The following is a 14,553-nucleotide window of genomic DNA, read 5'->3' on the forward strand; positions in this document are numbered from 1 at the left end:
ACCTGTGCCTAGTCCCACCACGCAGAACCAGTTGGCGTCTTTTCCTACACCATGCAAGCCCCTAGTCTGACGAACTCCACGCCCAAGGTCGATGTGTAAACGCTATAAAACTTGCCTGAGCCTTGCGTCCTACTCCCCATCACTCCTATAGTGCGCCGTCGCTGAAAACCCAGCGATTTGGGCTTGGCCGCTCAAGAAATTTGGAAGCTGTAAAGACCCCGGCAGGCACTCGCGTGCCTGCCGGTCGGCTTTATGGCAGCTGTGCGCGGGACACCTTCGGGTGTGCCGGGTCTCCAAATCTCCGGTCGGCCAACCCGCGTACAGTTGCCACCCATTTGCTTGGCCGCAGATGGGGGCGAAGCTTTGATTTGGAGTAATAATTCATGACGCAACACCATTCCCCCCGCTACATCCCCCTATGCCCCAACGGCAACCCCACCCCGATCCTCTACATCGACGCCAACGCGCCTCTGAACGAATTACAGGCCTTTGCCGAGCAGCGGGTACGCTCCGTCGCTCAGGTGCTGGACAGCCTGTCACTGGTCAGTGGCGAATCCCTGGAAGGCCGCGACCTGGCCTATATCGCGCATCTGGCGGCGCAGGTGTTGGAGGAAGGGTGTGAGGTGATGGCAGTGATGCAACAGCGCCTGGCGCAGCAAGACCTCTAACCCACTCGTTATTGCGTCTTCTATCGGGCAAGGATCGGGCGTGAGTTTGCCCTCGCGTTGCCGTTCCCTTGTCCGATAGGTCTTTCAGAAAAATCCTATTTTTTCTCGATGCTTTTGCACCGAGCCTTGGATTTTTGTGCCTGACGCTGCCCATAAGGGATTCATATGGAAGTAAAACACGTTAGTAGCCTGACTGACCGCATTGCCCGCATGGGGGCCGAAGCGGCAAAGCGAAAGAATGAAAGTGTCAGCCCGCCCGAAGATACATCCTCTCCCAAAGCCGAAAAGCCCGCATCCGTTACGCCATTGCGCAGAAAGCCCAAAGTCGATCAACGGGCGGATTTCTTTCTGCCAGTCCTCTACGACATAGGTGCGCGCGACAGCCGCAGGGTCATGGATGTGGCACCGTTTCGCCTGTCGAAGAAAGACCTCAGGCCAAACACCAAGATTGTGTATGACTTGCCCGATGGGCATATCACGGTGACTTCTGGCCCCCACGGCATGGCGTCGGTCTGGGACTATGACATTGTGCTGATGGCCATCTCGCACCTCACCGAAGCCATGAATCGGTACCGCGACGGTAAAGGCGAAAAGCCTGGCCCGAATTTTCGGCCGCATATCAGCGCGGTGCTGAAGTTTTGCCGACGCGAAAACGGCGGCAAGCAAAAGGATTCGATTGTGGGCGCACTGGAGCGTCTGGCCAGTACCTTGATCACCATCGAGCGCAAGAAAAAGGTCGATAACAAATTGCTCACCATCACTGAGGGTGAGAACCACATTGCGAAGTTTGCGGTGATCACCAACGAATTTACGGGGAAGGTCGAATTCATTGAAATCAAGATTGCCGACTGGATATACCGGCAAGTCACGGAAGGGAAGGGGCCGGATGTGCTTACGGTTCACCCCGACTATTTTCTGATTGAATCAGGTGTTGGCCGCTTCCTGTATCGGCTGGCTCGCCGCGCTGCGGGTCAGACAACCGCAACCTGGGGCTTTCGCACGCTGCATGAACGCAGTGGCAGCACCGCACAATTCTTTGAGTTCACAAGGATGCTCAGAGCTCTTATCAGGGCTAACGAGCTGCCGGACTACAAGCTTCTCGAAACCAAGGGGAAGGTGGGGCCGTTGCTGACCATGACCCATCGGGCAATGGCTGATGAACAGCACCAGGAGAGCGAAGAGGATAAGCAGGAAAGCGGCGACTCTGCCTAAGTGGCCAGAGGCCGTTATGTGTAATGTACGGTTTTTCAGCTATCCGGATGGGTTAGCCGAACGGGTAGCCAGATTCCGTACATTACACAGCTTGCAACACCGTCGAGGCCGTACATTACACATAGGAATCCGTACATTACACAGGCATTTGCGTACATTACACAGCTGATTCCGTACATTACACATATGGCCGATCGCTACAGCCCTTGTACTTCGAGGGCTGTAGGCGGTTAACGAGGTCTAAATCTTTTGAATCTCATTAAAACTAATAAAAACCGGTTTTTCCGCGCCTGCTCGCCCATGCGCGGGTACTGAGATCGGCAACGTCAAAGTCGCCTGGCCGGCGGCGGACTTGGGTGTGAGAGCCGGGGCGGTGTTTGTTGCATGGCAAGCGGCGATTTTCGTTGGAGCCGAGCTTGCTCGCGAATGCGGTATTTCGGCGCAGACGATGTGTTGGATGTGCCCGCCTCTTCGCGGGCAAGCCACGCTCCCACGCCAATGCGCCACTGTGTGGGCGAATTCATTCACGAAAGGGGCAGGGCGCCCCAAGTCATTTCCCTACTGCTCGTTAATGGTCCCGTCAGCACATACCGCAAAAGCTCGCGGAGGCTGGCCTGCAGCCGCGTGCATGTGAAGAAATGCCGCCTCGATGCCTCGTGCAAAGCGCGCTGTATCAAACAAGGGCCCGCTGCGTACGCCTTCTGCAATCCGCTCGTGGAGCGTGGCCAAGCTTGCCGGATCGTTGGCCAACTGACAGGCCGCTGTCTCGTAGGCCTGCAGGTCATCGGCAACCAACTCGGGAACGCCAACGGCGTGCAGCAGACTTGACGCGACCCGACCGGCAAACGTCGACCCGCGCACGGTAAGCAGAGGCAAATGGGCACGCAGCGCGTCACTGGCCGTTGTATGGGCGTTGTACGGGCTGGTGTCTAGAAACAGGTCGGCATGGCGGTAACGGGCCAAATGCTTGCTGTGTACCATCTTGGGTGCGAAAACCAATCGATTCGGGTCAATGCCATGCTGGCTCGCTGCATTTTTCAGGTTACGCACAGCCGTATCGTTGTCATGGAATAGCCAAAGTACTCCGTGAGGCACAGCCGTCAGCACACGCATCCATACGGAAAAAATCACCTGGGTAATTTTTTGGCTGCCGTTGAGGCTGCAGAAAACAAAAGCCTCTGCTGGCAAGCCGTGCTGCGCCCGTGTATCCGCCGTTGGGTCCACGTCCACCGTCGAGTCATTGACCTGGTAGCAGTCGGGAAGGTGGACGATCTTCTCGTCAAAGTGGGCTTGATCGGTGAACGGCAGGACTACAGGATCGGCAATGATGTAATCGATCATGGGGGTTCCCATCGTGCCGGGATAACCTAAGTAGTTCACCAGAATGGGAGCGGGCCGTCGTCGCAAAATACCGACACGCGCATTCTGGGTATAGCCTTTGAGGTCTACCAGTATGTCGATGTCGGCGGCTTCTATGCGCTGTGCGGCTGTTTCATCGTCGTCATCACGGATATCGAGGAACTGGTCGAGGCTCTCGATCATGCGGCGTCTTACTGGCGAGTTGTCGTCAGGGCCGAAGGAAATACCGATGATCTCGAATTTTGTTCGATTGTGGATCTGGATCAGCTCGGCGATCAGGTAAGCGGTGGCGTGTTGGTGGAAGTCGGCTGATAAATAGCCGATCCGAAGTTTTTGACCATTTTCTATTGGGCGAGGCGGTTGGACTGCTGCCGTTGGCCCCCAGAGGTCAACACTCTTCGCGTATTTGCGCGCGAAGTGCAGTTGCTCCGCGCCGGATTGAGAAAGCAATAGGGTTAAAAACGGAGGTAGTGGCTTGTCGCGCAGTTCATTCAACGCACCAGCGCGCAACACTTCATGCTCCCAGCTGCAAGTTGTTGTCATGCACGCCAGTATGGCGCCTGTCACCTGTGGGTCAGTGGTGGGCGACGCTGCTGCCAGTTGGTAATGGTGCAGCGCTTGATCGAAAGCGCCATCTTCGAAAAAGGCATTGGCGAGGTTGTAGTGGGCGTCGTTTGATCCCGGCGCAAGATCAAGCGCCTGCTGGTAGGCGGCGACTGACTCAGGTAATCGCCGCAGAGACCGCAGGACGCTTCCGAGGCGCACATACAGGTGGTAATTGTCGGGATCGAGGATGAGTGCGCGCCGATAGCTCTCCTCTGCAGCTGCCCACTTCTGCAACATACGGTAGGCGTCGCCCTTATTGAGCCAGGCGTTTTTATGCTGCGGGTCCAACCGAGTCGCCTCATCGTAGGCGGCTATTGCTTCGGCTCGCTGCTCGATCTTCGCGAGTGCATTTCCCAGGTTGTAGTGCGCTTCAGCCATTTGCGGCACCAGCTCGATAGCGCGCCGGATGTAAGGAATTCCGGTCTCGTATTGCATCTGGGCGTTGTGGAGCACGCCGAGTAGATGCAATGCATTGGGGTCATTGGGGGTGGCCTGCAGGATAGCCTCGTATATGCGCTGCGCTTGCGTGTATTGCCCAGCTTGGTGATGAGATAAGGCTAACTGCAAATCTGTCATTCGAATTGTTCTGTCTTGAGAATCGGTTTTCCGTGATCAATCAGGATGGAGTACGGACCGGTATCGATCCTGAGTGAGTCAGTGGGAGGGTATTTGCGAAGCCTATCATCACTTCATTTACCTGGCCCGGCGTATTGCGCCTCTGGCGGTGCAGAGCATGGCGGCAGGCTGCCCTGGGTGTGAGAGCCGGGGCGGTGTTTGTTGCGTGGCAAGCAGCGATTTTCGTTGGCGGCGTTTTTCAAGGTAGTTGTCGCGTCGGCGGTGTTGCTATGCCACTTTCACGATCACGCTGAGCTCCCTTTCAGGATTTAGATAGACCGTTCCGATCGGACTCCAATTGCGTGTTTCAGCGGACCATCGTTCAGGCTTTTTCTCTCGGGCGAGTCGGTAAACATCATGACGGCGGGCAAGTATTTCCTTGTCCTTGCCGTCATGCCGCTGGGTCGGTGTGACGAAGCGGATTCGGCTATGGCGATGCACTGTGTTGTACCAAGTCATGAAGTCTCTGACCCAGGTACGCGCCTCGTCCAGGCCTCCAAACCCATTCACGGGCCATTGCGGACAATATTTCAACGTCCTGAACAGCGACTCCGAATAGGGGTTGTCGTTGCTGACGCGTGGCCGTCCCCGCGAAGGTGTTATTCCCAAATCGTGCATTTTGGACAGAAGCGTCACCGACTTCATGGGCGCTCCATTATCCGAGTGCAGCACCAACGGTTGGCGCCAGCACTGCTCCTGGGTCACGCTTCGTTGCAGTAACGCTGCTGCCTTTTCCCCGCTTTCTGCTTCGTAGACCTCCCAGCCCACGGCTTTGCGGCTGTAAATATCCTCAATCAGGTAGAGGTAGTAAAACTGCCCGCGAACCGGCGAGGGTAAGTAGGTGATGTCCCATGACCACACCTGATTGGCCGATGTTGCTGCATACGTCGTGGGGGTTGCACGGTGCTGTGGACGTTTGGCGCGCGAGCGATGCTGTTGCTGACCTGCTGTGTGCAACACCCGGTAAAAAGTAGCTTCCGAGGCCAGATAGCGTCCCTCATCAGCCAGCTGCGGCACGATCTGGCTCGGTGGCAGATGCGCATAAGCCTTGCTGCTGCACAGCGTCACGATACCTTGGCGCTCCAGCTCGCTGAGTGCATTACGGGGTGTTGGCCTGAGCGTCGTGGTGCGCCCATCGGCAAGGACTTCCAGCGGCAAGCTCCAGCGCTGCAAAGTTCTCAGGGAAATGCCGACTTCCTGACAAGCAGGCGCCCTTCGGGCGCCCGCGGTAATGGCTTCATTGAGCCAACTCACGAGTAAATACCGTTCTGGCAACAAGGTCAGCTGTCCTCGTCGTCGTTCCCCCAGTAGGCATTGAGCTTTTTTCGCAGTACCAACAAGGCTGCTGTTTCAGCCAGCGCCGCGTCTTTACGTCGCAACTCACGCTCCAGAACACGGATACGATTTTTATCCTCGCGCGCTTGTCCGACCTCTGCTCTTTTAGCGGTCGGCTGATTAGAGCTGTTGGTGATAAACGCGTTACGCCAGGCCGCAATTTGCTCGGGAAAAATTCCCTTGCGACGGCAGTACTCGCCCAGCTCCAGCTCAGACAGGGGCGATGTTTCGATGATCACCGTCAGTTTGGATTCGGCTGACCAATTCTCCGACGGTTGCTTGGTTTCGGACAATTGAGTTCCTTGCGCCGCAGCTTGTTTGCGCCATTGATAGAGAGAAACATCGCTGCACCCCTCACGCCGTGAGACCTCTTTTACAGAGAGACTCAGGGGCGGGAGCATCATTCTCAGCAGTGATGCTTTTCGTTCGGGTGAGTAGAAAGACATGACCATACTCTTGCCGCCCCCGGAATGCGTTTAAGAATTCGCAGAGGCGACAACTATCCTGACACCGGGGGAAGGCTGTATTTCGGCACAGAAGGTGTGTCGGCTGTACTGGCCTTTTCGCGGACAAATCCGCTCCCCCAGAATGCTCTCCCCCCAGAATTTGCACTCGTCCCCAGGCCACGTGTTTGTTGTGCGACGCCTCTATATCGGGGCATCGGGCAAGTGTGCGCGTTGCCGATATTCATTTTGCCCCTGCAATAATGGCGATATAGCATGTCGTTTCAGTCAGCCTGCAGCGCGCTATCGGGCTGTCCCTATCGGTTGTGTTTTATCAGCGGTCCTTTGGGTGGCCGGAACGTCATTTCTACGGAAGGTTTTTTCATGACAATTGCAGTTGGGCCAAGCGTTACATCCATCGTCCTGGTAAACGATGCAACCACGAACGCCAGTAGCCTGGATTACACGGTTACTTTCGATAGCGCGGTAACGGGCGTCGATATAACCGATTTCACGTTGGCTAGTAGTGGATCAGCGAACGGCAACATTGCTTCGGTCACCGGTAGTGGCAATGTCTATACCGTCGGGCTTAACACTGTTGCCGGTGACGGTACTCTGCGGTTGGAATTGAACGGCTCAGGCACAGGGATTATCGATGGCTCCAGTAACGCGATAACCAGCGGCTATGCATCCGGTCAGACTTACACCATTGATCACACCGTCCCGGCTGTTGGCAGTGTCGGCGTCCCCGCCAATGCCACCTATGCAGCAGGCGATAATCTCGATTTCACGGTCAATTTCAACGAAGCCACGACGGTCAATACGAGCGGCGGCACGCCGCGTCTGGCCGTTACGCTGGGTACCGGCACGGTATATGCCAATTACGTGAGTGGCTCGGGCGGCACTGCCTTGGTCTTTCGTTACACCGTCGTGGCAGGCAACGCCGATGCCGATGGTGTCGCCTTGGGCGGCTCAATTGACCTCAATGGCGGGACTATCAGAGACACCGCAGGCAACAATGCGACGCTGACGCTCAATTCGGTCGCCACCACTTCTGGCGTGTTGGTGTCGGCACCTGTATCTGCGGTGGCGCCGGTGTTCAGTTCGGCGGCGGTCACGGGCAGCAGTCTGGTGGTCAGCTATAACGAGGCTACGACCCTTGATGCGGTCAATAAACCCGCTACCAGTGCGTACCAGGTCAAGGTGAACGGTGTGGTCGATACGGTCACGGCGGTGACGATCGATGCTGCGGCCAAGACCGCGACCCTGACCCTGAACACCGCCGTTGCGGCGGGCCAGACGGTGACGGTCGCGTACACCGACCCGACCGTCGGCGACGACGCCAATGCTCTGCAGAACGCGGCCGGTACCGATGCTGTCAGCCTGGCTGCGACAGCAGTGACCAACAACACGCCTGCAGTGCCACCGGTGTTCAGTTCGGCGGCGGTCACGGGCAGCAGTCTGGTGGTCAGCTATAACGAGGCTACGACCCTTGATGCGGTCAATAAACCCGCTACCAGTGCGTACCAGGTCAAGGTGAACGGTGTGGTCGATACGGTCACGGCGGTGACGATCGATGCTGCGGCCAAGACCGCGACCCTGACGCTGAACACCGCCGTTGCGGCGGGCCAGACGGTGACGGTTGCGTACACCGACCCGACCGCAGGCGACGACGCCAATGCTCTGCAGAATGCCGCCGGTACCGATGCCGTCAGCCTGGCCGCGACGGCGGTGACCAATAACACCGTCGCGCCGGTTGTGGTGCCTTCGGCGCCTGCTGCGCCGAGCGTCGGTGTGACGCTGACTGCGCCTGCCGGTGGTGGCACGCTGCAAGGCACGGCTCAGGCAGATGTTCTTATCGGCTCCGGTTCAAAAGACGTTTTTTACACAGCTGGCGGCAAAGACAGCGTCGATGGCGGCAGCGGTATCGACACCTTGATGCTGACCGGTACGCGTGCGCAATACGGCATTACTCATCAGGCGGACGGTACATTTACTGTGACGTCGCTGACCGATGCCAATACCGTGGTGACCCTCAAGAACGTCGAGCGCGTGACCTTCGACAACCAGACCATCGCCCTGGACAGCACCACCACCAGTGGCCGCGTCGCCGAGTTCTATCACCTGGCCCTGGGGCGCAATCCGGAGGAGGGCGGGCTGGATCTTTATTCGAACGCCAGCAACCAAAGCTTGAGCACCGCGCAACTGGCGCTGAACTTCGTCAACAGCCTGGAGTTCGCCAGGACCCATAACACGACCGATAACACGGCGTTTGTCACCCAGCTCTATCAAAGCGCCTTTAACCGCGCACCCGATGCAACAGGCCTGGCCTTCTTCCTCAACCTGCTGGCTGCCAATCCAGGGGCTGCGGGGCAGGCGGCGGTGATTGCCAACTTCATCGACTCGCCGGAAATGGCGGTGAAACTGGCCGGTGTGGTGGATCAGGGGGTGGCGATACTGGCTGTTTAGCTGGAGGGGCTGAGCGGCCGCTTATGAGGCAGCTGCCGACCTGGACATTCTGTATTTCCTGAAACCTTGGCGCAGCACCCGTTGCATGGGTACTTCGAACAGGCGATGGCAGCCATAGCTGAGGGGGATCAATACGGCCATGAACAGGGCCAGCATCCAGGGGCTGTAGAAGAGGCTGCGCGCGACGCCCAGGTGGTCGACGACCATGGCGAAGATGATCTGCAACGGGAAGTGCAGCAGGTAGGACGAATAGCTGATGTCGCCTACTGCCGAAAACGGGCGCAGGAAAGTGGGCAGGGCGCAGCTGATGGACGCCAGCAGCATCACCAGCGTGGGAAAGGCCACGCCCATCAGAAAGTACAGGTTCAGGGTGCTTGAGCGCAGCACGAAGGACCAGGCCGCCAGCGCGAGCAGGATGGCAACGGCCAAAAACGCTTTGCTGCCGATGCGTTTGAGCAGGCTGTCCATGAGGATGAACGCCGCGCCGCCGCAGAAGAAGGTGAAGATGCCGCTGCCCAGTTTGTAGTTGTTCGGGTAGAGGTAATAGCCCAGGGCGATCAGGCACGGGATAATCAGGTAGCGTGCCTGGCGGGTCATGCAGGTGACGAACATGATCGCGTAGAGCATGACTTCTACTGACACCGACCAGATCGGCGCATTAAACGACCAGCCCGTCTCGAACCCCCATGCCGGGATGAGCAGGGCATTAAGGAAGGCGTGGTAAAGGTCATTCTGCTGATAAACGAAATAGCTGCCATGGCTATGGGCATAGAACAGTTGCAACGCTGCCACGCCGACGAAGGTAACCAGGTGCAGGGGATAGAGCCGGCTGAATCGGTCGATGAAGAACTGCGATGCGCTCAGGGTTTGCTCGGCGATACGCTGTGAGAACAGCCAGAAAAACACAAAGCCGGAAATACAGAAAAACAGCTCGACCGCCCGTATCCCGTGCTGATAGGCCAGGGTGAACAGCTCGAACAGCGGCTGCCCGACACCATTGAAGTCCTTGGGGCTGTCGCCGACGTAAAAGAAGTGCTGCCAATGCCAGAAGACCACACAAAGCGCGGCGATCCCCCGAAGAACGTCCAGTGAGTAGATTCTTTCGGGAAAAGGATTATGCGAGACGTTCATTCAGATTCCACGGTTTCGAATATCGGTGCAGCCGCCCGGACAATGCCAGAGCGGCCGATTCAGCGAAACGACCAGCGTTTGTGACCGATATAGCTGGTCACTACAGGCACGGCAACACCCACGGCGTGAGCGATTTCCAGGGCGAACAGTTTGATCCCCAGGGCGGGCAGCACGTAGTGGGCCAGACCCAAACTGATGCCCCAGGTTTGCAGCGCGGCAACGACATTGACCAGGATGAAAAACAGCGCCGAATGGTGCACCGCCTGTTGGCTGTCCTTGAACACAAAGGTCCTGGCCAGGATAAAGGCGGTGACCATGCCGGTGAGGTAGGCCAGGATCACGGCGGGGGAGAAGTCCAGCCACAGGCTGTAGATGATCCGCGAACCAAAGTTGACGCCGGCCGCAAGACTGCCCGTGATCAGAAACACCAGAAACTGCCGCGACATGAACTGCTGGATCATTGGACCGCGTCTCGTGCCATCTGCCGGCCAAAGTCGATACTTTCGGAAATACCCCGGTCTTCCGGGTAGTAATGCGAGGTATCGGCGATCCACAGGCCTTTGGTCGATTGTTTCGCCGGTGGCAGGCGATCCAGGAAACCGGGCTCGCAGATCGGTTGGGCATAGCGATAACGGCTGGCGCGCAGTTCGATGAAGTCGTCGTCGGTCAGTGCCGGATTGATTTTCTTCAGGTAGCGCCGGACCTTGTCCAGGAAGTTCTGGTCGGGCTCGGCAAACAGCGGGTGTTCACCCGGCACGTAGAACGGCACATAGACAATATGCTGGTCCAGCGGACGCAGGTTGGTGTATTCCACCAGGCCCGGGATGTCCATTTCCGGGTCGTTGGTGTTGACCCAGAAGTTTTCCGTGAGCGGCTTGCGCAGTTTGACGATGACGCACACCACGGCCACGTTTTTCAGCGACTTGAAGTGTGCGATGACGTCGCTCGGCAGGTCGGGCATGATCTGTGGCACGTAGGGCAGCGGGATGGTGCTGATGACGGTGTCGAAGTACTCGACGGCGCCGTCCACTTCCACGCCTTTGACCTGGCCATCGGCAATGATGACGCGGGAAACCGGCGACTTGAGGCGAAACTCGCCGGATTTGGCCTCGATTTCCTGTTTCATGCCCTGCAGCAGGGTTTCCGAACCGCCCTCCAGGTAGCCGAGTTTTTCCCGGAACAGGCTGTAGCGCGAGCGGCCGATACGGCGGATGCGGCTCCAGATCCAGGCCGCAGACAGGTTGTCGCTGTAGTTATAGAACTTGTATTCGAACAGTCGGCGCCACAGGACTTCCCAGGCCTCTGCACCCACCGCGCGGCGTATCCAGGTCTTGGCGTTGAGGGTGTCCAGGGGCTTCCAGTCGTTGCGCTTGGTGCTCAGGAATGCATGCAGGCCATAGCGGAACTTGGCGACCAGGCTCAGGCCGCGAAACTTGAGCAGCGCGACAGGGTTGCCCCACGCCTGCAGGCGGTTCTGGTACCAGTAGCCCATCTTGGTTTCGACCCAATGCATTTTGCTGGCCAGGCCAAGCTCGTCCAGGACCTTGAGGAAGGCATGGTCGGAAATGCAGTGGAAGTGGTAGTAGCGCTCGATGCTCAGGCCCGAGAAATCGAATGCTGCGGTCATGCCGCCAATACGGTCGTCGGCTTCGAAAATCACCGGGTGATGGCCATCACGGACCAGCTGGTAGGCCACCGCCAGGCCCATCGGGCCAGCACCCAGTACTGCAATACGTTGCCCCATGCTTAAAACTCCAACACGATTTTGCTGTACTCGGGATCATTGAATGTTTCATTGATCGCCGTGGCAAAAGGCGTGGAGGGCACGCCAAAAATGCCGGGCCAGTCGATGACTTCGAACTCGTCCTTGGCACTCAGCGAGGCCAGTTGTTGCGTGGTGAAGGGTGGGTTCTTGTCGAACAGGCTCCAGGTCCAGATCAGCGCATAGAACAGCCCGTAAGGGATGTTCACGATGAGGGTGCTGGCGCGGGTGACGCGTTTGATTTCGCGGATAATGTCGATGTAGTCGACGTTTTCGTGCCCGGAAATGTTGAAGATGCCGTTGATGCCGGGGTTCTCGATGCAACTGATGATGACATTGGAGAAGTCACCGACGTAGAGCGGCTGGCGCAGGTAGCGGCCATTGCCCGGGATCGGGAATACCGGGACTTTTTTCATGAAGCGCGAGAGCCAGCCCAGGTGCTTGCGATCGAACCAGCCAAACATCAGGGTCGGGCGCAGGATCGGGCAGGGGATGCCGCTGTCCAGGACCATGCGCTCCTGGTCTTTCTTGGTATTGGTGTAGAAGTCATCGGCCACCGATACCACCACCGAGGAACTGATGGGAATCAGCCGGGGGATGTTGTGCAGCTTGACCTGTTCCAGGATCAGCGCCGTGGCATCAACATTGTTGCGCACGAACTCCTGGTAATCATTGCCACCGATCTGCGCCTGCAGCATGACGACCACGTCGGCCCCGGCAAAATGCCGTTGCCAGTCACCGGGCTCGGCCAGGTCGGCGTACTCGACGGTAATGTCTGGTTGGGTCTGCTTGAGGATGGCCAGGTTTTCCCGGTGCTTGTCGAGCACCACGATGTTGCTGTAGCCCTTGGCCTTGAGCCGTGCGACCAGGTTCTGCCCCACCAGGCCGGCACCGCCGGGCAGAAGGATCTTGGAAGAATTCATTGTTTTACTCCGTCGAACTCAAGGCTGAACAACGCCACGCCGAGTTGTCTTTCATCACTGGAAAATCCGGCGCTTTTAGGCGAAATGGGGTTTTCGATCAGCAGTTGCAGGGTCTGCACCTGATCACTGGCCGCTACAGGAATACTGACGGTCTGGCGTGGGTTCTTGGCGGAAAACTGCACCTGCAACACAGGTTTGCCGTCCAACACAAACGAGACTGACTGCGAAGAATCAGGCTTGGGTAAAAACGCCTCCAGGTCCAGCTTCAAGGTGCCAGCATCTGGGGATGTGGTCTTGAACAGGATGCGGGCCTGCTTTTCCTCGCTCCATACCCGGTCCGCTTCCAGGCCGGCCCAGCCGGACGCCAGGAGCTGGCGATTGAACGCTTGTCGGGTGTTGGCGACCGTCAGCAGGCTGCGGCTGGCAATGGCTGAGGTTTCATCTTCGTATAGCGAAAGCCCCAGCGCCGAGAACGCCGGAATCCGGTCCGGATAAGCGTTCTCAAAGGTCACCGCCAGACGCTTGCCTACCCGTATATCGTCGTCACTGCAGCGATAGGCCTTGGTAAACAGGATGTGCCAGTTCTGGTTCACACAGAAGAGCTTGACGTCATTGCGGGCCGAGTAGGCCTCCAGTGCCGCCGCCATGGACCAGACATGAGGCCAATTGTTGGACGTGTCCATATCCAGGACCAGATGACCCTTCGGATACTTGGCCTCAAGTGCATCGAACGCAGCGGCAACGCCAGGTATGTCGTAATGCTGCAGGTAAGGTACGGGCTTGTTGATCAGGGAGAACGTCGCCCCCAGCAGGGCTATCGAGCCGACCAGGACTAGCGGTTTGAACGTACCCAGGCGCGTCTTGGAAACCAGCACCAGTACGCTATAGGCAACGGCCAGGGCGGGTACGGCGTAATAGAACAGGCCTACGTAGTTCTCGCTGAGCATATCGATGCCGTAGCGTGCGTAGAACAGTAATGCAAAGGTCCCGGCGAAGAGCGATGCCACCAGGGCACGCAAGCGGGTGCGCAACTCTTGCGGGGCGCGGGCACAGGCCCACCACGCAAGCACCGCCAGCACTAGCGCCAGCGTGCCCCATGCGTCGCCGCCCCAGTAAGACGCGACGAAGGACGCCGAATCAGCAAGGGAGTTGGCCTGGTGCCTGCCGCTGAAGCTTGCATATTCGCGAATAGGGCCTGGAAATTCGGTGATTGTGCGAACAATGATCGGAATAAAAAAGACAAAGAGGGTCAGGCACGACAGAGCCAGGGGGATTTTGTTACGCAGCAGGAACGAGGGGCTGGCAATGATCCGGTCTGCCTGGGCCCGGCTGCGGAAAATCAGGTAGTTGCCCGCCAGTGCCGAGATCAGCATCACGCCCAGCACGCCAATAAAGGAAACATGGCCATTGATCAGGAAACCCGAACTGAGTGCCAGTGCCTGCAGGTTATCGACTTTTCCGTCGATCAGCCGTCCGATCGCCATCACGGCAATCACGAACGGGAACAGGTACATGTGCGGCATCCAGATGCCATTGAAGAACGCAAAGTCCATCAGCGCGATCATCAACGACAGCGCAGCGATGGCTGCAAAAGCGCCGCGGACCGATTGTGTCAGTCGATGAAAGCCCACAAATGCCAGGGTGATCCAGAAGGCGTTGTAAAAGGACACGGCCATGACCTGGCCAGCAAAGGGGTACTTGACCAGGTGCAACACGTCATGGAACAGCACTTCACCAGCGGCCAGTACGTACAGGATCGCCGGGCCTGGATGATTGAACCCGACCCTGGAGTAGTTACCCATCCACAGCGAAAAATGCTTGGCGCTCTGGATCAATACCGAGTTGGCGGCAAAGTCGCCCGCTTCATAGGTCACCGCGTTGATGGTGTGGAAACTGGCCAGCAGCAGGAATGCCACCGTGGCGACATAAAACGCGAAAATGCTGATCCGGCTTAACGAGCCGGACCGATTGGTAAGGTTACTCATGAATCCCTCTGATGGCTGAATACGTCCTGACCCCGCAGCGCATGA

At 57.8% G+C, this 14,553-nt stretch carries 10 protein-coding genes; 3 read left to right on the forward strand and 7 right to left on the reverse strand.

Translation table 11 applies throughout. The features are described 5' to 3' along the window. Window positions 1-383 precede the first annotated feature (383 nt). On the forward strand, window positions 384-668 hold the full coding sequence (locus tag AC1Z24_RS31670; RefSeq protein ID WP_483746808.1) for a hypothetical protein: 285 nt from the start codon (window positions 384-386) through the stop codon (window positions 666-668). A gap of 165 nt (window positions 669-833) precedes the next feature. After that, window positions 834-1,880 (forward strand): replication initiator protein A, encoded by a 1,047-nt coding sequence (locus tag AC1Z24_RS31675; RefSeq protein WP_483746809.1) that lies wholly within the window; start codon window positions 834-836, stop codon window positions 1,878-1,880. Window positions 1,881-2,438: 558 nt separating this feature from the next. On the opposite strand, the gene AC1Z24_RS31680 is transcribed toward AC1Z24_RS31675, so the two are convergent. Next, the gene (locus AC1Z24_RS31680) at window positions 2,439-4,421 is read right to left on the reverse strand and encodes an O-linked N-acetylglucosamine transferase, SPINDLY family protein (protein WP_483746810.1); all 1,983 of its coding nucleotides are present in this window, start codon (window positions 4,419-4,421) and stop codon (window positions 2,439-2,441) included. A 267-nt stretch (window positions 4,422-4,688) separates the two neighbouring features. After that, window positions 4,689-6,241, reverse strand: a protein-coding gene (locus AC1Z24_RS31685) for an IS3 family transposase (RefSeq protein WP_483742864.1) whose coding sequence is annotated in 2 segments (ribosomal slippage) — window positions 4,689-5,779 and window positions 5,779-6,241 — 1,554 coding nt in all. Because the reading frame shifts where the segments join, the coding sequence is not laid out codon by codon here. Window positions 6,242-6,622: 381 nt separating this feature from the next. Between AC1Z24_RS31685 and AC1Z24_RS31690 the strand changes: the two genes are divergently transcribed. Further along, complete coding sequence (locus AC1Z24_RS31690; RefSeq protein WP_483746811.1) at window positions 6,623-8,707, forward strand: SwmB domain-containing protein; 2,085 nt, start codon at window positions 6,623-6,625, stop codon at window positions 8,705-8,707. A gap of 21 nt (window positions 8,708-8,728) precedes the next feature. On the opposite strand, the gene AC1Z24_RS31695 is transcribed toward AC1Z24_RS31690, so the two are convergent. Genes AC1Z24_RS31695 through AC1Z24_RS31715 form a run of 5 tightly spaced genes read right to left on the reverse strand, consistent with a single transcriptional unit; the run spans window position 8,729 to window position 14,508 of the window. After that, entirely contained in the window at window positions 8,729-9,838 is a 1,110-nt protein-coding gene (locus AC1Z24_RS31695; protein WP_483746812.1) for an acyltransferase family protein, read from the reverse strand. Between the two features lie 59 nt (window positions 9,839-9,897). Continuing rightward, window positions 9,898-10,299, reverse strand: a complete 402-nt coding sequence (locus AC1Z24_RS31700) for a GtrA family protein (protein ID WP_483746813.1) — start codon at window positions 10,297-10,299, stop codon at window positions 9,898-9,900. Further along, complete coding sequence (locus AC1Z24_RS31705; RefSeq protein ID WP_483746814.1) at window positions 10,296-11,582, reverse strand: NAD(P)/FAD-dependent oxidoreductase; 1,287 nt, start codon at window positions 11,580-11,582, stop codon at window positions 10,296-10,298. The genes AC1Z24_RS31700 and AC1Z24_RS31705 overlap by 4 nt, the downstream gene beginning before the upstream one ends. A gap of 2 nt (window positions 11,583-11,584) precedes the next feature. Further along, window positions 11,585-12,523 (reverse strand): NAD-dependent epimerase/dehydratase family protein, encoded by a 939-nt coding sequence (locus AC1Z24_RS31710; RefSeq protein WP_483746815.1) that lies wholly within the window; start codon window positions 12,521-12,523, stop codon window positions 11,585-11,587. Further along, window positions 12,520-14,508, reverse strand: coding sequence for a hypothetical protein (locus AC1Z24_RS31715; RefSeq protein WP_483746816.1), 1,989 nt, complete (start codon window positions 14,506-14,508; stop codon window positions 12,520-12,522). The genes AC1Z24_RS31710 and AC1Z24_RS31715 overlap by 4 nt, the downstream gene beginning before the upstream one ends. Window positions 14,509-14,553 lie beyond the last annotated feature (45 nt).

The sequence above is a fragment of the Pseudomonas sp. JL23 genome (genome assembly GCF_056933585.1).

Excerpts from the sequence above, each read along its gene's own strand:
- AC1Z24_RS31710 (WP_483746815.1), bottom strand. The coding sequence starts at position 12,523 with ATGAATTCTTCCAAGATCCTTCTGCCCGGCGGTGCCGGCCTGGTGGGG.
- AC1Z24_RS31700 (WP_483746813.1), bottom strand. The coding sequence starts at position 10,299 with ATGATCCAGCAGTTCATGTCGCGGCAGTTTCTGGTGTTTCTGATCACG.
- AC1Z24_RS31690 (WP_483746811.1), top strand. The coding sequence starts at position 6,623 with ATGACAATTGCAGTTGGGCCAAGCGTTACATCCATCGTCCTGGTAAAC.
- AC1Z24_RS31705 (WP_483746814.1), bottom strand. The coding sequence starts at position 11,582 with ATGGGGCAACGTATTGCAGTACTGGGTGCTGGCCCGATGGGCCTGGCG.
- AC1Z24_RS31670 (WP_483746808.1), top strand. The coding sequence starts at position 384 with ATGACGCAACACCATTCCCCCCGCTACATCCCCCTATGCCCCAACGGC.
- AC1Z24_RS31680 (WP_483746810.1), bottom strand. The coding sequence starts at position 4,421 with ATGACAGATTTGCAGTTAGCCTTATCTCATCACCAAGCTGGGCAATAC.
- AC1Z24_RS31715 (WP_483746816.1), bottom strand. The coding sequence starts at position 14,508 with ATGAGTAACCTTACCAATCGGTCCGGCTCGTTAAGCCGGATCAGCATT.
- AC1Z24_RS31695 (WP_483746812.1), bottom strand. The coding sequence starts at position 9,838 with ATGAACGTCTCGCATAATCCTTTTCCCGAAAGAATCTACTCACTGGAC.
- AC1Z24_RS31675 (WP_483746809.1), top strand. The coding sequence starts at position 834 with ATGGAAGTAAAACACGTTAGTAGCCTGACTGACCGCATTGCCCGCATG.